This window comes from Maritalea sp. (assembly GCF_047634455.1).
Lineage (GTDB): Bacteria > Pseudomonadota > Alphaproteobacteria > Rhizobiales > Devosiaceae > Maritalea.
Window position 1 is genome coordinate 1 of record NZ_JBLIAI010000051.1, and the last position, 18,308, is coordinate 18,308.

19 protein-coding genes, 1 tRNA gene and 1 pseudogene are annotated in these 18,308 nt (G+C 51.2%); 13 read left to right on the plus strand and 8 right to left on the minus strand.

Going from position 1 to position 18,308, the window contains the following annotated elements:
* The 4 genes from ACJAZW_RS11865 to ACJAZW_RS11880 form a co-directional block, all read left to right on the plus strand.
* On the plus strand, positions 1-519 hold a 519-nt coding region (locus tag ACJAZW_RS11865), incomplete at its 5' end, for an ABC transporter permease (protein ID WP_415158342.1).
* Positions 516-2,399, plus strand: a complete 1,884-nt coding sequence (locus tag ACJAZW_RS11870; RefSeq protein ID WP_415158344.1) for a dipeptide/oligopeptide/nickel ABC transporter permease/ATP-binding protein — start codon at positions 516-518, stop codon at positions 2,397-2,399. The genes ACJAZW_RS11865 and ACJAZW_RS11870, both read left to right, overlap by 4 nt.
* On the plus strand, positions 2,396-3,349 hold the full coding sequence (locus ACJAZW_RS11875) for an ABC transporter ATP-binding protein (protein WP_415158346.1): 954 nt from the start codon (positions 2,396-2,398) through the stop codon (positions 3,347-3,349). The genes ACJAZW_RS11870 and ACJAZW_RS11875 overlap by 4 nt, the downstream gene beginning before the upstream one ends.
* A complete protein-coding gene (locus ACJAZW_RS11880; RefSeq protein ID WP_415158348.1) occupies positions 3,318-4,085 on the plus strand; it encodes a FadR/GntR family transcriptional regulator in 768 nt (255 codons plus the stop codon). Before ACJAZW_RS11875 ends, ACJAZW_RS11880 begins: the two co-directional genes overlap by 32 nt.
* Positions 4,086-4,267: 182 nt before the next feature.
* On the opposite strand, the pseudogene ACJAZW_RS11885 reads toward ACJAZW_RS11880, so the two are convergent.
* Both ACJAZW_RS11885 and ACJAZW_RS11890 read right to left on the minus strand, forming a co-directional pair.
* Positions 4,268-4,504: pseudogene (locus tag ACJAZW_RS11885) on the minus strand (transposase); the annotation flags it as partial.
* 482 nt (positions 4,505-4,986) lie between these two features.
* A complete protein-coding gene (locus ACJAZW_RS11890; protein ID WP_415158350.1) occupies positions 4,987-5,628 on the minus strand; it encodes a dihydrofolate reductase family protein in 642 nt (213 codons plus the stop codon).
* A gap of 146 nt (positions 5,629-5,774) precedes the next feature.
* Here ACJAZW_RS11890 and ACJAZW_RS11895 point away from each other — a divergent pair, with 146 nt between their 5' ends.
* Both ACJAZW_RS11895 and ACJAZW_RS11900 read left to right on the plus strand, forming a co-directional pair.
* Complete coding sequence (locus ACJAZW_RS11895; RefSeq protein WP_415158352.1) at positions 5,775-6,122, plus strand: ArsR/SmtB family transcription factor; 348 nt, start codon at positions 5,775-5,777, stop codon at positions 6,120-6,122.
* Positions 6,106-6,594, plus strand: a complete 489-nt coding sequence (locus ACJAZW_RS11900; protein WP_415158354.1) for an SRPBCC family protein — start codon at positions 6,106-6,108, stop codon at positions 6,592-6,594. The genes ACJAZW_RS11895 and ACJAZW_RS11900 overlap by 17 nt, the downstream gene beginning before the upstream one ends.
* Before the next feature lie 939 nt (positions 6,595-7,533).
* Here ACJAZW_RS11900 and ACJAZW_RS11905 read toward each other — a convergent pair.
* Positions 7,534-8,343 (minus strand): DUF4344 domain-containing metallopeptidase, encoded by an 810-nt coding sequence (locus ACJAZW_RS11905; protein WP_415158356.1) that lies wholly within the window; start codon positions 8,341-8,343, stop codon positions 7,534-7,536.
* 10 nt (positions 8,344-8,353) lie between these two features.
* The gene (locus tag ACJAZW_RS11910; protein WP_415158358.1) at positions 8,354-10,249 is read right to left on the minus strand and encodes an ABC-F family ATP-binding cassette domain-containing protein; all 1,896 of its coding nucleotides are present in this window, start codon (positions 10,247-10,249) and stop codon (positions 8,354-8,356) included.
* A 201-nt stretch (positions 10,250-10,450) separates the two neighbouring features.
* Here ACJAZW_RS11910 and ACJAZW_RS11915 point away from each other — a divergent pair, with 201 nt between their 5' ends.
* Positions 10,451-10,894, plus strand: coding sequence for a hypothetical protein (locus ACJAZW_RS11915; RefSeq protein ID WP_415158360.1), 444 nt, complete (start codon positions 10,451-10,453; stop codon positions 10,892-10,894).
* A 38-nt stretch (positions 10,895-10,932) separates the two neighbouring features.
* Here ACJAZW_RS11915 and ACJAZW_RS11920 read toward each other — a convergent pair whose 3' ends face one another.
* Positions 10,933-11,268, minus strand: a complete 336-nt coding sequence (locus ACJAZW_RS11920; protein WP_415158362.1) for a GFA family protein — start codon at positions 11,266-11,268, stop codon at positions 10,933-10,935.
* A gap of 281 nt (positions 11,269-11,549) precedes the next feature.
* Here ACJAZW_RS11920 and ndk point away from each other — a divergent pair, with 281 nt between their 5' ends.
* From ndk to ACJAZW_RS11935, 3 genes are all read left to right on the plus strand, one after another.
* On the plus strand, positions 11,550-11,972 hold the full coding sequence (gene ndk / locus ACJAZW_RS11925; RefSeq protein ID WP_415158364.1) for a nucleoside-diphosphate kinase: 423 nt from the start codon (positions 11,550-11,552) through the stop codon (positions 11,970-11,972).
* Positions 11,973-12,110: 138 nt separating this feature from the next.
* Positions 12,111-14,204 (plus strand): molybdopterin-containing oxidoreductase family protein, encoded by a 2,094-nt coding sequence (locus ACJAZW_RS11930; protein ID WP_415158366.1) that lies wholly within the window; start codon positions 12,111-12,113, stop codon positions 14,202-14,204.
* Between the two features lie 165 nt (positions 14,205-14,369).
* Positions 14,370-15,161 (plus strand): hypothetical protein, encoded by a 792-nt coding sequence (locus ACJAZW_RS11935; RefSeq protein ID WP_415158368.1) that lies wholly within the window; start codon positions 14,370-14,372, stop codon positions 15,159-15,161.
* 68 nt (positions 15,162-15,229) lie between these two features.
* On the opposite strand, the gene ACJAZW_RS11940 is transcribed toward ACJAZW_RS11935, so the two are convergent.
* The gene (locus ACJAZW_RS11940; RefSeq protein WP_415158370.1) at positions 15,230-15,997 is read right to left on the minus strand and encodes a sulfite exporter TauE/SafE family protein; all 768 of its coding nucleotides are present in this window, start codon (positions 15,995-15,997) and stop codon (positions 15,230-15,232) included.
* A 176-nt stretch (positions 15,998-16,173) separates the two neighbouring features.
* Between ACJAZW_RS11940 and ACJAZW_RS11945 the strand changes: the two genes are divergently transcribed.
* Positions 16,174-16,878, plus strand: a complete 705-nt coding sequence (locus tag ACJAZW_RS11945) for a glutathione S-transferase N-terminal domain-containing protein (RefSeq protein ID WP_415158372.1) — start codon at positions 16,174-16,176, stop codon at positions 16,876-16,878.
* Between the two features lie 20 nt (positions 16,879-16,898).
* Here the strand turns inward: ACJAZW_RS11945 and ACJAZW_RS11950 are convergent, their stop codons facing one another.
* Positions 16,899-17,399 carry a DUF2147 domain-containing protein gene (locus ACJAZW_RS11950; RefSeq protein WP_415158374.1) on the minus strand — a complete coding sequence of 167 codons (501 nt, stop codon included), beginning with the start codon at positions 17,397-17,399 and terminating at the stop codon, positions 16,899-16,901.
* A gap of 139 nt (positions 17,400-17,538) precedes the next feature.
* Here ACJAZW_RS11950 and ACJAZW_RS11955 point away from each other — a divergent pair.
* Positions 17,539-17,628 (plus strand) — tRNA-Ser (locus tag ACJAZW_RS11955).
* Positions 17,629-17,757: 129 nt separating this feature from the next.
* Here the strand turns inward: ACJAZW_RS11955 and ACJAZW_RS11960 are convergent.
* On the minus strand, positions 17,758-17,979 hold the full coding sequence (locus ACJAZW_RS11960; RefSeq protein ID WP_415158378.1) for a hypothetical protein: 222 nt from the start codon (positions 17,977-17,979) through the stop codon (positions 17,758-17,760).
* A 35-nt stretch (positions 17,980-18,014) separates the two neighbouring features.
* On the opposite strand from ACJAZW_RS11960, the gene ACJAZW_RS11965 reads away from it, so the two are divergent.
* On the plus strand, positions 18,015-18,308 hold a 294-nt coding region (locus ACJAZW_RS11965), incomplete at its 3' end, for a DUF6441 family protein (protein ID WP_415158376.1).

Consider the following 18,308-nt stretch of genomic DNA (forward strand, 5'->3'; position numbering starts at 1 on the left):
TCCTTTTTTTTAGGGATGGTGATGATTTTGGTGTTCGCGGTGCGCCTGCGTTGGTTCCCCGTGTCGGGCATGTACGCGATTTATGGCGGCGGTGACTTACCAGATTTGCTAAAGCATTTGATTATGCCAGCACTCGCCCTAGCAGCGGTGGCCACAGGCGTGGTGGCGCGGATGTCGCGCTCTGCGATGCTTGAAGTTTTGCGACAAGATTATATCCGCACCGCCCGCGCCAAAGGCGTGAACGAGCGAAAAGTCATTTTGGGCCATGCGCTGAAATCCGCGATGGTGACCATTATTCCTGTGCTCGGCATTCAGGCTGGGTTTGTGCTGTCCGGAGCGGTTTATATCGAAATGGTGTTTCAGTGGCCGGGCATTGGTCGCATGTTGGTGGATGCGATCCTAAAACGCGACATTTTGCTGGTGCAAGGCGGCGTGGTGTTTGTTGCCGCCTGTTATGTGCTGTTCAACATCGTGGTTGATGTGGCGCAATCCTTACTCGATCCCAGGATCAAATCATGATCCAGTTTCTCAAACTCCTCTTTCGTAATCGGTTGGCTGGGCTTGGTGCCGTGGTGCTGACCTTCATTTTGCTGCTGGCGGTGTTTGCACCGCTATTGCCGTTGCCTGATCCTGACATCACCGCGACGGCAGATCGGTTCAAAGCCCCCTTTTCTGACGGTCATGTGTTGGGCACAGATCATTTGGGTCGTGATCTGCTCTCTCGTTTGATGTGGGGCACACGCTTGTCCCTCGCCGTGGGGGCAGCTGCGGCGGTCATTGCAGCTTTTATTGGTTCGACCATTGGGATTGTTGCTGGCTTTTTGGGCGGGCGCACAGACAATGTGATCATGCGGCTCGTCGATATGCTTATGGCCTTTCCTTACATCTTGCTGGCGTTGGCGATTGTGGCGGCGTTGGGGCCGGGCTTAATCAACGCTTTGATTGCGGTTGCGGCGGTCAATATTCCGTTTTTCGCCCGCAACATCCGTGGTGTCACAGTTGGGTTGGCCAATAAGGAATTTGTCGATGCGGCGCGGCTGAGTGGCATGAACAATGTGCAGATCATTCTGTCAGAAATTTTGCCCAATGTGTTGCCCGTAATTGTGATTGCCATGTCGACGACCATCGGCTGGATGATTTTGGAAACCGCGGGCTTGTCGTTTCTTGGCCTTGGGTCGCAACCGCCGCAGGCGGATTTGGGCTCAATGCTAGGGGAAGCGCGGGCGGCGCTGATCACCTCGCCACACACATCAATTGTGCCGGGGATTATGATCTTCTTGATCGTCATGTCGATCAATTTGCTCGGTGACGGGGTGCGCGATGCCATTGACCCTCGCTTGAAATCTGGGGCCCTTTCGCGGCCTTTGCCCACCACCATTGTGGAACGCAAAGAAACGCCGCCAGTGGCCAGCGATGATTTGTTGGCGCTACAGGATTTGCGTACCGAGTTTCATGTTGGCAACAGGGCTTATAAAGCTGTGGGCGGCGTGTCGCTGAAAGTGAACAAGGGTGAATGCTTGGGCATCATCGGAGAATCCGGCTCGGGTAAATCTGTCACGGCCCTATCGGTGATGGGGCTTGTGGCGTCGCCTCCGGGCAAAATTGTCGGCGGCGCGGTCAGCTTTCAGGGCAATGATTTGGTGGGCGCGTCCTACAATGAATTGCGCAAATTGCGTGGCGACAGGGTGGCCTATATTTTCCAAGACCCGCTTTCCACATTGCATCCCCTTTATAAGGTGGGTGATCAATTGATTGAAGCGATGCAGGCGCACCGGAATATGCCGCAGCAAGAAGCGCGGGCACGGGCGATTGAACTGCTCGATTCTGTGCGCATTCCCAATGCGGCGCGGCGGGTGGATAATTATCCGCACGAAATGTCGGGCGGCATGCGCCAACGTGTTTCCATCGCCATGGCGTTGGCCAACGAGCCGGATGTGATTATTGCCGATGAGCCAACCACCGCGCTTGATGTGACAGTGCAGGCGCAGATTTTGTCGTTGCTGAATGATTTGCGACGCGAACGCGATTTGGCGATCATATTCATCACCCATGATTTTGGCGTCGTGGCGCAACTATGTGACCGGGTCTCGGTGATGTATGCGGGCCGAATTGTAGAGGAAGGGCCAACCAGCGATATATTGGACGACCCGCAACATCCTTACACCAAACGATTGATGGCTTGTGTGCCAGAACTTGGGGGCGGCAAGCGCGAATTGCATGCCATTCCCGGTCTGCCCCCCGCGGTGGATCGCTTGCCCCAAGGCTGCGCCTTTGCCCCGCGTTGTACGTTCGCACAAGATGTGTGCGCACAAGGTGAAATCAAGCTGGAGCCAAACGGCGCGCGCGCGGTGCGCTGTCTATTCCCCGATAAAGTGAGCCAAACTGAGGTGACAGCATGAATGCGCTAGACGTCAAAAACCTCACCAAGACTTTTGAAGTGGGCAAGACTTTGTTCACCAGTGGGCAAGGCGTGAAAGCGGTGCGCCGTATGAGTTTTGATGTGCGCGATGGCGAAACCTTAGGCATTGTCGGCGAAAGCGGTTGTGGCAAGTCCACCTTGGCGCGGATGCTTGTGGGGCTGTTGCCGCCGAGTGAAGGTGAAATTCAGATTGAGGGCAAGGTACAAGACAAAGCCAGTCCGCGTGAATTTGGTCAGATGATCCAATATGTTTTTCAAGATCCAATTTCCAGCCTCAATCCGCGCAAAACCATTCGTCAGATCATGGAGACGCCCCTAAAGCGTTTGCATGGCATGGGCAAAGCTGAGCGCCAAAAGCGGATCAACGAGATTTTCGCTTCGGTCAACTTGCGAGAAGAGTTTTTGGACCGCTATCCGCATGAATTTTCCGGCGGGCAGGCACAGCGGATTGGCATTGCGCGGGCCCTGGCGGCGGCGGCGCGAATTTTGATCTTGGATGAACCCGTGTCGGCGCTTGATGTATCGGTGCAGGCGCAAGTGTTGAACCTGTTGGCGGATTTGAAGAAAGAATTTGGGCTGACCTATTTGTTCATCAGCCATGATTTGGCCGTGGTGGAAGCGGTGACTGACCGGGTGATGGTGCTCTATTTTGGGGCGATTGTGGAAATCGGCCCCGCAGATGCGATTTTTAAGCATGCCAAGCATCCTTACACAAAATTGCTGGCAGACAGCGCGCCTGTGGTGGGGCGGGCACTGGAAGCGCCCATGCAAAAAGCTGATGAACTGCCCGATCCGCTAAATCCGCCAATGGGCTGCCCGTTTGCCAAGCGGTGTATATATGCTACTGACATTTGCGAAACCACCGACCCGGCACTAACCAAAATGGGAGAAGATCACTTTGCCGCTTGTCACAACCCGATCAAAGGATGAGCCACGGCAAAGCCGCCCTGTGCGTGTTGCAGAAGCCATTAAAAATTGGGTGGTGGAAAAAGGGCTAAAAGCGGGTGATCGATTGCCCAGCGAACCCGAAATGATCGAACAATTTGCCATGTCCAAGGGCACGATCCGAGAGGCTATGCGAATTTTGGAAGCGCAGGGATTGGTGAGAACCCGGTCTGGGCCGGGCGGAGGTAGTTTTGTGCACGAGGTGTCAAAGCAACGGGCCCGGGCGCTGTTGGGCAATTATTTTTATTTCAAAGATATTACGGTTGCCGACATTTATGAAATACGCTGCACACTTGAACCCCAATTGGCGGCCTCTTTGGCCGGCAATCTTTCTGATGAAGTATTGTTACAATTGGAAGAGAACATTGCGAGCTATCCTGAGCCCGCAAAATCAGCCGACGAAGAACGCGAACAGCATATAGCGTCCTTACGCTTTCACGCACTGCTGGCGACACAATCAGACAATAAACTGCTCGGCTTCTTGATCGATTTTATGACCAATATGCTGGCAGACCTTACGGTTTATCGAAAGCTTTATAACCCGCCAAATGTTGAGCTATGGCAAAAGGGGCGCAACTATCAAGTACAATTGGTACAGGCCCTGCGTGATGGCAACGCAGATGCGGCGCATCATATTATGGCAGACCATATGGCCACCGCACAGAAATTAATGTTGTTGCAAGAAGCCGAGATGCAAAAACGCTTCATTACTGCTGAGTGATTTGATCTCGATTTAAGAAGGCAGAGCCAAGCGCGGTTTGTTGAATGTAGCTTTTTGTTAGACCACATCTGATGCTTGTATTTGCAGCCGTCTGGATGAAGTTCTTTGGATAAATTGCTAGGGTTCGGGGAGTGTCATGAACTCTGCGTATCTGTGCTGACCCATGCGGGTTTCAGATACGGTCACGCATTGAAGCGCTCTTCAAACATGATAGCGAATTGATTTCTGGCTGCAAACCATTCACTGACATTTCTGCCGCCTTTCTCAAAGTTTCGGATCGCCAGGTAGATCAGCTTTGTAGCCGCTTCTTCGGTCGGGAACGAGCCGCGCGTTTTGATTGATTTCCGGATCACGCGGTTCAGACTTTCGATTGCGTTGGTGGTGTAGATGATCTTGCGGATGGCCGGATCGAAGACAAAGTGCGTCCCCCCGTGGCATTCCCGGCCTTGAGCTGGGATCAGTTTGCAGGCATAGCGAGGGCAGGGTGCGCCTTGTGACCAACGCCTCCCACACCGCGCCATTCAACCTTGACCCCGGATCAGCCTTGCGTGGTGTGATCGCCACTTCGTTGTCTGGGGAGGCCAAAAGGAGGTGGTGTTTGGTCTTCACTCGACCTGCACTTGCAATCCCACAATGGACCCTCGTGTCGAGCACGAGGGTGACGAGGGCAAAGTACCTCTTGATTGCAGTTTTAGGCCCGCAGTTAATGCGGAACAGGTTTCCCTCCCCCTGGTGGGGAGGGATTAAGGGTGGGGGGAAATACATTATCGCGAAGAAAGCTTAGGTGTTCTCGGCCCAGACGCAATTTGTTGCGTTGGCAACGCCTGAATGACCACAGTTCAAGAAGAACCCGCTTTAACAGGTTCTTCCAACTGGTTAGTGGTTGGCTCAAATCACTCAGCTAGCGTTGGAAAGTGATGTGGATTGTGCCGCTCTCTGCCGTTTCTGATTTAACGGTATATCCAGCCTCCAACCCGCGCAGGTCGTCCCACAAACAAATCCCGCGTCCAAGTAGGATCGGCGCCACAAAGACATGTAGCTGGTCGACAAGGCCAGCTTTGAGATAGGCGCGAGCAAGACTAGGGCCACCACCAACCCGCACGTCTTTGCCGTTTGCGGCTGCCATTGCCTGGTCAAGCGCATCTTCTATGCTGATGTTGCGGAAATGAAAAGTTGTCCCACTTGCCATCTCAAGGTCTGGCCGTTCCTTATGAGTTAGGACAAAGACCGGACACTGGAAAGGCGGTTCGTCGCCCCACCAGCCGCGCCAGTCCGGATCGTTGGGATGATCGTGTAAACCAAACTTGCCTGCGCCCATAATCTCAGCGCCCACATTGGCGAAGTATGCTTTCGCGAAGTCGTCGTCGATGCCTGTTGTCCCTTCTCCAGACGTGTCCTTGAGCACGTGCTCGCGAAAAGTCTTTGTCGCAACATACGCGCTGGTGAGACGCGGCCAATCCTCGCCGAAGGGCTTTTCCGGGGTTTGGTCTGTGGTCGTAGCGTAGCCGTCGAGTGAAATCATCAGGTCGAGTCGAACTGCCATCTGTGTGCTCCTTGGGTGGATCAATTAAAAGTGCCATTGCGTATTGAACATAACACTAAGGTAGTTGCCTTTATATCAGAGATTAACACTAAGGCAAGTACCTTTTTGTTCTTGACCTTCCCCTTTGGCCAAAGTACATGTTTTGCATGCCTTATCATTCAGCTCCGCTCGACCTCGCATTTCATGCCCTTAGTGACCCGACACGTCGCGCTGTGGTTTCCAGATTGGTAGAAGGCGAGTTGCCCGTCAGCGCACTTGCCGAGCCTTTCAACATGGCGCTCCCTTCCTTTGCTCAGCATCTCAAGGTGCTGGAAGATTGTGGATTGATCGCTAGTGAGAAGCGTGGACGCAGTCGCTGGTGTCGTTTGGTGCAGCCGCGCTTTGAGGAGGCGGCTGACTGGATGGAAGCAGAACGTCGGCGATGGACACAGCGTTTGGACCGGCTGGAAGTTTACTTGGATAATAAGGAAATGGGTGATGATCGACAGGAATAACTCAATTGAGACTTGGTCGCTTGACCGTGAGGTCGTTGTCGTAAAGTTGCTCAATCACCCGCGCGAAAAGGTATTTGCCGCTTGGATGGACCCTGATGCATTGGCTCAATGGTACGGCCCTGTGGGCCTGAATATTGAGACCCATCAGGCAGATATTCGTGAGGGAGGAGAATGGCATTTCGATATGGTGGGCGTGTTCGAGGGGCATGAAAAACGCTTTGGAAACTTGATGCGCTTTTTAAAGATCGTACCGAACGAACTAATTGTTGTGGAATATGGCACGCCCGGCCCCAGCGATCCCGATCGTTTTCGCATGACAATGACCTTTGATGAGCAGACCGACGGTAAAACAGTGCTGACCATGCGCCAACTACACCCCAGCCGCGAACGGCGGCAGGTCGTCATTGGTTTTGGCGCTGTGGAATACGGGCTGCAAACACTGGATGCCCTTGCTGCCTGGCTAGAAGGCTGATCGATTGGGCGAAATGGGCAAACGTCATTTAGCTGTCTGGGGGAGCAAAACCCAAAATATGGCAGGCCCAAAGTGATTTTCCCTGATGTGGACAAGAACGCAAACTGAACCAAGGACGCTCCCGGGAGCGCCCTCCGATGGGCCATCCAAGGCCTTGTCCCCCGTGGCATTCCCGGCCTTGAGCTGGGATCAGTTTTGCAGGCATAGCGAGGGCAGGGTGCACCTTGTGACCAACGCCTCCCGCCCGCGCCATTCAACCTTGACCCCGGATCAGCCTGCGTGGCGCGACCGCCACTTCGTCGTCCGGGGAGGCTGGGGTTAGGCACCATTTGAGAATGTAACGGATAGTGAGGTTCCAAAGTTGCCATAATGATTGAGCAAAGTTTGAAAACAACCTCTGGTCGTCCCGGACTTATCCGGGATTAACTCTTAACAGCCCCCCCCACCCTTAATCCCTCCCCACCAAGGGGGAGGGAAATGGTTCTTGCGTGTCGCCAAACGATGCCCAACTCCTGCGTCATACTCCACCGTCATCCCCCAACTTGACCCGGGGATCCAGTAAGGAGCGAACCACAAATTCTAGCACCTTTTGAACTATGACATTCAGACCTCGATCGCCGTTCTTACGGGGAGAACGGACGTGGGGTATGGCAAGGTCTAGTCTCCCTCCCCCTTGGTGGGGAGGGATTAAGGGTGGGGGGAAATACATCGTCGCAATGTGGCCCCGCATCAAGTGCGGGGGGCCAAAGGTCTTGGTATGTCGCAATCACGATGGGACACCCCGACACCACCGAGCCGAGGACGTCAAATATCTGGTATTATCCACCCCCGGGCATTCCCGGCCTTGAGCCGGGATCAAACTGGCGACGACGGAACCACTTACCCAGTCTCCGCTCAAAGCAGAAAGAGGTGCGCTAACGTCCCGAAATCAGTAAAAACCTAACCGTTCGGATTTGCCATTATATCCTCAGCGACTTGTCCAAAGTACAAGTTGACGAGTTCGTAGCAAATGATCACTTCTTCATTTTCAGAATCGTAGTAGGCGTTTTCTTCGCCACATTCACGGCCCACAAAGGTCACCGGTTTTTGCAACTCTATTGTATCGGTGATTTCTTTGGCGACAATTTCGAGCAATTGTGACGCTTGCAGCAATTCAGCGGCACCTTGGTGCTCTTGTGAGGCTTCTTCATAAACCACGGTAATCGGCTGGCCGTTACTGCCTTGCGTTATAAATGTCTCGTTGAGCAACTGCCAGTTGCCAGCAATTTGTGCATAGTCGAACGCGCAGCTTTCTTGCCGGTCTGGGTCAATGCCAACCTCGTCGGCAAGGTCGCCAAATAGTTCTGCGTCAGAGCCGACCATTAAGCAAATAACTTGGAAAGCGCGTTGTAGATCAAGGCTGTGCAAGTCATACATTGCTTCATCCGCGATTTCTTCTGGCGCTGCATTGTTTGAATAAAAGAATGAATTCGCCGCATCGATCAGCATGGCGTCTTTGTCGTCGTCCTCAGCGGCCAACAACATGACGGTGGCGATATTGTCTGCCGCGTCTTCCTCTTTGCCCAAAATGGGCAAGGTGAACTGTGAAATCAGCAAATGCCCGACTTCGTGATAAAGCGTCGCCGCCGTGGCGTTTGCTGCAAATGCAGCGGCTTGGTCATATTGCGCGTCTGTTAATTCTTGCGCTTGGCTGGCACTAGAGAGCATCGCTCCCAACACGAATGCAACGATTGAAGCAATTTTTTTCATGCTAAACTCTCTATTCAGTTTGTTGGGCCAATTCCGCCTTTTCTAAGCTATCCACTTTATCTAGCCATTCCGCTTCTGCCAATTCAATATTTTGCAGGCAGTTTGCCCTGTCTTTCCCTAGCTTCACAGCCAAATCAGGGTTGGACGGAAACAGATCAGGGGCGCTCAACTCTTTGTCCACTTTCACAAGCTGTTTATTGAGCGTCGCGATTTGAGCTTCGATCCCTTTGATTTCTTTGCGCAAAGGGGCCAGTTCTGCGCGCAAAGCAGCCGAGGCTTTACGGTCTTTTTTCTTATCCGACGGGCTCTGGTCTTTTATCGCTGCGTTTTTGCCGTTTTTTTTTGAGCCACCAAGGATTGAACGCTGGTACGTGTCCAGATCATAGTCACAAACTGAAATGGTGCCGTTTTCCGCGATCCAGAGCTGATCAACTGTGGCTTCGATCAAGTGGCGGTCGTGGCTGATGATCAATACCGCGCCTTCATATTCGTTTAGGGCCTGCACAAGCGCGTCGCGGCTATCAATGTCCAAATGGTTGGTGGGCTCGTCCAAGATCAAAATGTTCGGGCCGGAAAAGGTAATGAGCCCCATCAGCAAGCGCGCACGTTCACCACCCGAAAGGTTTTCGGTCAACGTATCCATACGCGAAGTGGAAAGCCCCATTTGCGCTACGCGAGATCGACGTTTTGCTTCGCTATCATAGGGCATGAGCTGCTCAACATGCTGAAGCGGCGTTTCCTTCGGGCGCAGCATATCCATTTGGTGTTGCGCAAAGTGGGCAATCTCAAGCTTGCGGGCTTTGGTCATCCGGCCGTCTTGCAATTGAATGTCACCAGCCAACAATTTAGCGAATGTGGATTTACCGTTGCCGTTGATGCCAACAAGGGCGATCCGGTCTTCGGGGTCAATCCGTCCGCTGATTTTGCTCAAAATCCGCGTTTCACCATAACCGGTTGCTGCTTCATCCAAATCGATCAGCGGCGCGGACACCGCACGTTTTGGCTGTGGGAACGTGAAAGGCGAAACATATTCATCAAACATCGCAGCGATTGGCTTGATCTTTTCCATGCGCTTCAGGCGAGATTGGGCTTGCTTGGCTTTGGATGCTTTGGCGCGAAACCGCTCGACAAATTTTGCCATATGGTCAAGCTGCACTTGCTGCTTTTCGCGTTGCTTGTTGTTGAGTTCCATTTGCAATCGGCGATTGGCTTCGAACTGGTCATATTTCCCGCGATAAAACGACAGGCCATGATTATCCAAATGCACAATTGAATCGACCGCATTGTTCAACAGGTCACGGTCGTGGCTGATCATGAAAACGGTGTAGGGGTAGTTTGCCAAATAGCGCTCAAGCCACAAAGTGCCTTCCAAATCCAAATAGTTGGTCGGCTCATCCAGCAGCAACAGATCAGGTTGCGAAAACAAAACCCCCGCCAGCGAAACCCGCATCCGCCAACCGCCAGACAGGTTGGCGCAAGGCTCGGCTTGTGCTTCGGCCGAAAAGCCCAAGCCCTTTAACACCGCGCTGGCGCGCGCTTCAGCGGAATGGGATTCAATTTCCGCGAGCCGCGTATAGATTTCGCCAATCCGGTTTGGGTCGGTAACGGTTTCAGCTTCTGCCAAAAGCGCCAAGCGCTCTTTGTCTGCGCTCAACACAATGTCCATCACGCTGTCTGCAGTCGCAGGGGCCTCTTGGGCCACCGCGCCAATGCGCGCGCGCTGGTGGATTTCAAAGCTCCCACCGTCTGCCGCCAGTTCGCCCTGCAAGATTTTGAACAAGGTCGTTTTGCCAGAACCATTGCGCCCGACAAATCCCGCTTTTGATCCAGTGGGCAGAGTTAGTGTGGCATTTTCGAAAAGCGTACGGCCTTCAATCAAATAGGTGAGGTTATTAATTTGCAGCATTGTCGGCCAATTTTCTTTGTGAGTGAGACAAGTTGGGACAGGTTGGAACAAGTCCCAATTGCTTTTTGTTGTGCAAGCAGAGAGGTTTTGGGGCTTTTACTTGATGAATGGGGGTGTTGGCCATTGTTTTTGTGTAACACGTGGGCAAAACATGAAATAAAACAAGAATAAGTGCTGTTTGCTGCAATTTGGGGGGCCATTGTGAACAATAAGAACGTCATGCTGGGTACTATCGCATTTATCTTGGTACTGGCATTTGCCATTTGGAACAGTGCCGGGACAAGTCCGGGACAAAACGGAACAAACTACGAGGATTTCGACCCGAGTGCCGCGCCTAAAGAAGCCATTCAGCGTAGCTGGCGCACCGGTGAAAATTCTGCCTTTTTGCAGTATACCTACACTGCGCCAAACTCGTGCTGGCAAAAGGGTAACAACCAAACTCTTTTGATTGGCGAACAAGCGGCGACCCTCACTTTAGTGCCGCAAATAGTTGAGGGCTTTTGCGCGCAAGTAATGACGGCGCTGACATATGATCAAGAGCTTGAAATTCCAGCTGAAATTGAAGTCCTTATTGTAATTGTTGATCATCAAGAGGGCGGCTTGATCGAGAAAAATGAACTATGGATCCAACCGCAGAACCAATAGTTTTTGTAACTGTTGGTTCTACAGCACAACTTATACTGCTAGGTTGTTGGATGCCCTATTGATTGCCCTGCATCATCGCAGATGTCGTACCAAGCGGGCTTTTCATCAACAAACTCGTGCAAGCTGTTTTTCATATCCAATTCACCATCGATGGCGTTTGCTGCAATTGGAAAACTTGCCTCTTCAGAAAGAATTTCACCAAGCGACGTGCCGCACTTTTTGCAAAAGCAGCGACCATATTTGTAAGGCGGCGTTGGCTCGAAAAGTTTTACATGTTCCTTACCTTGTACCCAATTTAGATCATCCTTTTTAACAAAAACAATAGTGCTGGCACCAACTTTGCGGCACCTAGAACAATGACAGGTACCCATCATAGATGGTTGTTTTTTCAGCTCAAATTTGACAGCTCCGCAGCAACAACTTCCTTTAAGCATCAATAGTTCTCTCTTCTCGTAATTCGAATCGAATGAGAACAATACGAGAACAAATAAGGTTGCGCAATTTCAAATTTGAACGGGTCTCATTGTCGCAAAATCCTAGTTTATGCATTGATTGAAAAGATGGCGTAATCCAAAGGGTGTTTAAGGGTTGTTTATTGGTCCAACTCGGCGTAAAACCCCGGCCAAATTCCCCATGGAACCACTAAGGAAATAAAATGGCTCTGGAACGTACTTTCTCAATCATCAAGCCTGACGCAACTAAGCGTAATCTCACAGGCAAAATCGTCGCAAAATTCGAAGATGCGGGCCTTCGTGTTGTGGCGTCTAAGCGCATTCACATGACCCAAGCGCAGGCTGAAGGCTTCTATGCTGTACACAAAGAGCGTCCTTTCTTTGGTGAGCTAGTTGAGTTCATGATTTCTGAGCCAGTTGTTGTTCAGGTTCTTGAAGGCGAAAACGCAGTTTTGAAAAACCGTGAAGTTATGGGCGCAACAAACCCAGCAGACGCAGACGCCGGCACAATCCGCAAAGAATTTGCACTTTCAATCGGCGAAAACTCAGTTCATGGTTCAGATGCGCCAGAAACTGCGGCTGAAGAAATCAAATATTTCTTCGCAGATGATGAGATCGTTGGCTAATTAGCTACGTCTTTTCAAAGATTTAAAAGGGTCGCCCTCAGATTTGAGCGCGGCCCTTTTTGCATCTGAAGCTTGACAAATCACCTCGCCAATTGGCTCTATGGCTTGTCGACTTCCTATTGCACATAGGCAACCCAAATGAACAAACCTGTTGTTCGCTCAATAGAGCGCAGCGTGTGTCCGCACGATTGTCCGTCCACCTGCGCGTTGGACGTTGAAATTATTGATGAAAACACTATTGGCCGGGTGCGGGGCGCCAAGGATGATCCCTATACGGCTGGCGTGATTTGCGAAAAGGTCGCCCGCTATGCCGAGCGCGTGCATCACCCTGATCGGCTAACGCATCCGCTCAAGCGAGTTGGCGCAAAGGGTGAGGGGCAGTGGCAACAGGTGAGTTGGGACGAGGCGCTGGACGATATTGCTGCGCGTTTTCAATCCATTGAAGCTGAATTCGGTGCAGAGGCGATTTGGCCCTACAGCTATGCAGGAACCATGGGGCATGTGATGCGCGATGGGCTGGAGCGCTTGCGCAACGCCAAAGCCTATTCGCGCCAATATGGCACCATCTGCTCAATGATTTCATGGGCAGGTTTTGTCACCGGAACTGGCAAATTGATGGGGGTGAACCCTGAAGAAATGGCCAAATCTGATGTGGTTGTGATTTGGGGCACCAACCCGGTGCATACCCAAGTCAACGTGATGACCCACGCCATGCGCGCCCGCAAAGAACGCGGCGCGAAGATCGTTGTGGTCGATATTTACAACACAGCCACCATGCAACAAGCCGATCTTGGCCTGACCTTGCGCCCCGGCACCGACGGCGCATTGGCTTGTGCGGTGATGCATATTCTGCTGCGCGATGGGCGCGCTGATCGCGAATATATGAGCAAATTCACAGACTTCTCTGCCGAGTTTGAATCTCATCTAAAGGATAAGACCCCTGAATGGGCGGCAAATATCACCGGCTTGAGCGTTGATGACATTGAGCAATTCGCCGCTCTGATCGGTCAAAACAAAAAGAGCTTTTTCCGCCTTGGATATGGTTTTACCCGCCAGCGCAACGGGGCTGTCGCCATGCACTCAGCGCTTTGTATTCCAGCCATGACCGGTGCATGGATGGAAGAGGGCGGCGGTGCCTTCCACTCAAACTCTGGCACCTGGGGGTTGAACAAAACCGACCTTGAAGGCAGTAACCTCATCGATCAGCCAACGCGCTTGCTGGACATGTGCGAAATTGGTCCGATTTTGACAGGCGACCAAAAAGCGTTGAAGTCTGATATTCCTGTTAAAGCGCTGCTTATTCAAAACACCAACCCCGCTGTCGTCGCGCCGGATCAAACCAAGGTGAAACAAGGCTTTATGCGCGAAGATCTGTTTACCGTGGTGCATGAGCAGTTCATGACAGAAACAGCGCAATTGGCCGACTATGTGTTGCCCGCCACAATGTTTTTGGAACATAGCGACTATTACACCCGGGGCGGACACACCCGAATTCTCTATGGGCCGAAGCTGATTAAAGCGCCGGGCGAAGCCAAATCAAACCATTGGCTGTTCGCACAATTGGCAAAACGGCTAGGGGTCAGCTCAGATATTTTTGAAATGTCGGATGAAGGATTGGTGGATCACACTTTCAAATCCTCAGGGTTCGGAGATTTGAAATCCATTGAAAACAGCGGCTTTGTTGACCGCGAAAACGACACCGATATGGCGCACTATCGACAAGGATTTGCTTGGCCAGATGGCAAATTTCGGTTTTCGCCGATGTGGGAAGAAACCCGAAAAACCAAGAACGTCGAGTGGATCTGTGACCCCTCTATCATGCCAAAATTTGCTGACCATTGGGATGTGAATGAACCTTGCGACGAGGCGCATCCATTTCGCCTTGCCACCAGCCCGGCAAGGGCGTTTTTGAATTCATCGTTTAACGAAACGCCGGGCTCGCAAAAACGCGAAGGCGTACCAAAAGCCTTTATTCATCCAAAGGATGCGGTCGCGTTGGACTTGGAAAATGGCGATCAGATTCAACTTGGCAATAAACGTGGCCAAGTGACTCTAATCGCTCAGATATTTGAAGGTATTCAAACCGGCGTGGTGATTGTTGAAGGCTTGCACAAAAATAAAAGCCACGTCGATGATAATGGAATCAACACGCTGATTGGCTCTGACCCGGTGCCGCCGTTCGGCGGCGCGGCGTTTCATGATTGCGCGGTTTGGATCAAACGAGCGATTTGACACCAATTTTCCAGGACGAATTGTTGCATCATTACAACATAATTGCGATGTAGGGCATCAAATTGCCGCCAATTTGCAAAAGTTTTGGCGAGACTGTTCACTTTTTTGCGATTGTCTGTAGGTTACGTTTAACAAAAAGTTAAAAAACTTTCAGGGAGCATAACCATGCCGAGTAGTCCTCGCACTATCGCTACGGCGGCAACGTTTTTGTTGTTGGCGTCCACCAGTGTGTTTGCACAAACTGCTGTTTCACAACCCAACGGTAAGATTGAAATTGAAGGTGGCGGTTATACAAGTCCGTTTGCGGGTCAATATGGCGCTGGTATTTCGTTTTCTGCTCCGATGGGCGATCAGTTGGGGTTTCAAGTTGATGGTGCCATACACAACCGTGGCAATACGGTAACAACCGGTGGCGCGATCCATTTGTTTGCCCGTGACCCGGATGCTTATTTGGCAGGGGCCGCTGCAGGCTATGTGGTGACTGATGCGGCAAAACTATTTGCAATTGGGCCGGAGTTTGAAGTCTATGCTGACCAATTGACGGTTGAAGCGTGGGCAGGTTGGGCAAATGTTGACTATGTGTCAGCACTCAGAACCGACAGAAGCGGTTATTTTGCTTTGCTCGATGTTGCTTATTACGCGACGGACAACACCAGACTTAGCGTTGGTGGGGGCACAATTCTCAACAATGAAACCGTAAATATTGCGTTTGAACAGTCTTTTGTTGAATCACAAATGCCGTTTTCGCTAACAGGCAAGCTAAGTTGGGACGAGGGCTTTGGCACTCGGGCCACCATTGGCTTTAAGTCTTACTTTGGCGTTAGTGAGAAATCGCTGATTGATCGTCACCGGCAGGATGATCCGCGCAATCTGGGTATGGATTTGTTTATTGGTCCATTGCCTGCGGAAACTGAGCCCGAATATACATGCAGGACCGCTGAACCTTGCAACGACTAAGTGTCAGCCCAACAACGTTCGATTGACGACAACAAAGGGCGCCTGATGTGGCGCCTTTTTTGTTTTCGCTAAACGAAATAGGTCACATAAAAGAAATACACCGTCAGCCCAAAACCATAGATGATCACAAAATTGCGCAACATCTGAGCAGGTATGAGGTAAGATAGTTTGGCGGCAGCAAAACCGCCAATAGTTGCACCAATCAGCGCAATGGTGCCCGCTTGCCATTCGATTGAACCGCTTATAGAAAAGCGGATCACGGCGGTGATCGAGACCAAGAATGAGATCAATAGTTTGAGCCCATTCATTGCGTTTAGATCTTTGAAACCTGCCAACACCAAATACGCCAGCAGGATGATGCCCAACCCGGCATTGAAGAACCCACCGTAAAAGCAAATCAGCGCCAGAAGACCAACCAAAGCGATCGAGCCCGCACGTGCAGCATGTTTAGAACTGGGCGACAGGCTGGCAATCCAACTGTTTAGGCGGCCGCCAAATGTAAACGCCGCCACAGCAAACGCCATCAACCAAGGGATCAAACCTTCAAATTGCGCGTTAGATACGCGCAGCAGGGCTTCTGCGCCCAAATAGCCAGCGATTAACGCGATGATTGAATATTGGAGGAGCTTGTCTTTGTGCCGCAAAATTGCGGCACGAAACCCCAATGCACCGCTGCCATAACCGGGAAGACAAGCAAATGTGTTCGTTGCGTTGGCCATGATTGGCGGCACACCCACAAACAAAAGGGCGGGGAATATCACAAATGACCCACCGCCCGCCAATGTGTTCAGCGCGCCGGCGATTAGGCCAGCAAAAAACAAAACCAACATATCCATTCTTACGGCCTTAAAACTGTGCTCAGTTGTTGGCATGCATATCGCAACATTGCTCGATTTGATAGGATATTGGTGCGACTTTTCGACCAGACACATATTCGTGTTTACATTGGGCTTGTGGCTTTATCGCTATTATACGATATATATAGGCCGCACATTATGTTGAAGGGTAAATTATGTCTCAGGCGCAAACTCAGCCAATTGAACTATATTATTGGCCAACGCCAAACGGTTTCAAAGTCTCAATTATGTTGGAGGAATTGGGTGTTCCCTACGTCCTTAAGCTCGTCAATATTGGCACGGGCGAACAATTTCAGCCAGATTTCCTAAAAATTGCACCAAACAACCGCATGCCTGCCATCATTGATTTTGCGGGACCGGATGGCGAGCCGATTTCGGTCTTCGAATCGGGCGCAATTTTGAAATATTTGGCCGAAAAGTTTGAAAAATTCTATCCCAAAGATTGGCGCGCGCGTGTTGCCGTTGATGAATGGCTTTTTTGGCAGATGGGCGGCTTTGGGCCGATGTTGGGGCAAAACCACCATTTCTCCAAATATGCGCCAGAAAAGCTTCCCTATGCGATCAAACGCTATGTTGACGAAACACATCGACTGTATGGTGTGCTTGATCGGCGTTTGGAAGGACGTGACTATGTGGCCGGTGACTATTCGATTGCAGACATGTCGATTATTGGCTGGTCGTTAGGGTATGAAGGGCAGGGCATCAACATCGATGAATTCCCCAACGTAAAAGCCTGGCAAAAGCGCTTGCTTGACCGTCCAGCTGTCATCGCTGGTCTGGCTGTTGGCAAGGCGGAACGTGAAAAACTAAACATTGCAACAGACGAAGAAGCAAAAAAAGTCTTGTTTGGCCAGCGCTAGCACTTGTGATCAACAGTGGGTCAGGAGCCGATTCTGACCCAATCCTCGTGCAGGCAGAAAATTCTCAATACGCAACCGCGAACGCGCAATTTGTCATTGCTGCGCAGTTCTAGGCTGCCTTCGTACATCTTGCCATCTAGTGGATTGTACAATTCTCCAGGCAACACATCTTGCACATCGGCTTTTTTGACTTTCAGCAACGGCATGCCCAGAATTGGCCGTCCATTTAGCATTGGATCAGGGTTGCGAATGTCACGTAGGCCGGGCTTTGCAGGTTTGGAAACAATGCCGCAAAAGTTTGGACCACAATTCGTGATGGTGATTTCTGCTTTGTCCTTTGTCAGCCATACACCTGTTGGGTCAGCTGAAAATGCTTGAGTTGTTGACAAAATAGTCAACATTGCCAATGCGATAGCCAATAATATCTTGTCTGGCATTTTCCCAAACACGGTTCTTCCTTCATCCGCATAAGTGGCCGATAACCCAAATTGTACCATTGCAAATTGTAGCAATACAATCATTACAACCACTTAATTCGCCTCCATTGGATATGATTACACACGTATCAAATTGCAACAGTCGGAAATATTTGAATAGAATTTGTATAAAATTGTAATGATGGACTTGATTTGCAACTCGGATTGGGATTTAAGCGCCGGTGGAGAGGTGGCCGAGTGGTTGAAGGCGCGCCCCTGCTAAGGGTGTAAGCGGGTAACTGTTTCGAGGGTTCGAATCCCTTCCTCTCCGCCATTTCCTCAAAAAAATCACCGTATTTACAACGACCTATCTTGCATTGTTCCGATGTTTAGGTTTTGTAGCGTTGCCCGAGACTGCCTGACTATCGCAGTTTTAGGCCGAACTAAGCAAGAACCTGCAATGTTATCCGTGCAAAACCCATGCAATCCGGTTTCTCTTGCCCTGTAGTCCGCGCGAATCAGGCGGGTGCGTCCACCAATTCAGGGTTCGCCATAGGTCGGGAACGGGTAATTTACTCACCTCATCAATCAAACGCTGATCCGGTACATGGGTATAGTTGCGGCTCATATCGGTAACGGCATGGCCAAGGATTTGATCTTTGATATGCGGGTGAGCGCCCTCCATCACCAATTGAGTACTAAATGTATGGCGGCTTGTGTTTGGCGCATAGCATCCGCAACAAGACCTATCCCGAACGCGGCGAAAGTCAGGATGCGGCTGCCTTCATCTGGTCCAAGGCCCCGAAAATCATCCATGCCCATGACAAGGGGAGTGGTGGTGCGCGCCTGACACCGGGGGAATGGGAGCAGCGTCGCGGCATGCGGTTACGGTTCATCTATTGCCGCAAAGGACCGAGTCTTCTGGTGGTCGAAAAAGCGCGGATCAACTCGCGCGGCGCGGCGGTAGCATCACGTTCCAAAACCGGACGTGGACAGGGTACAGCCGATATTCCT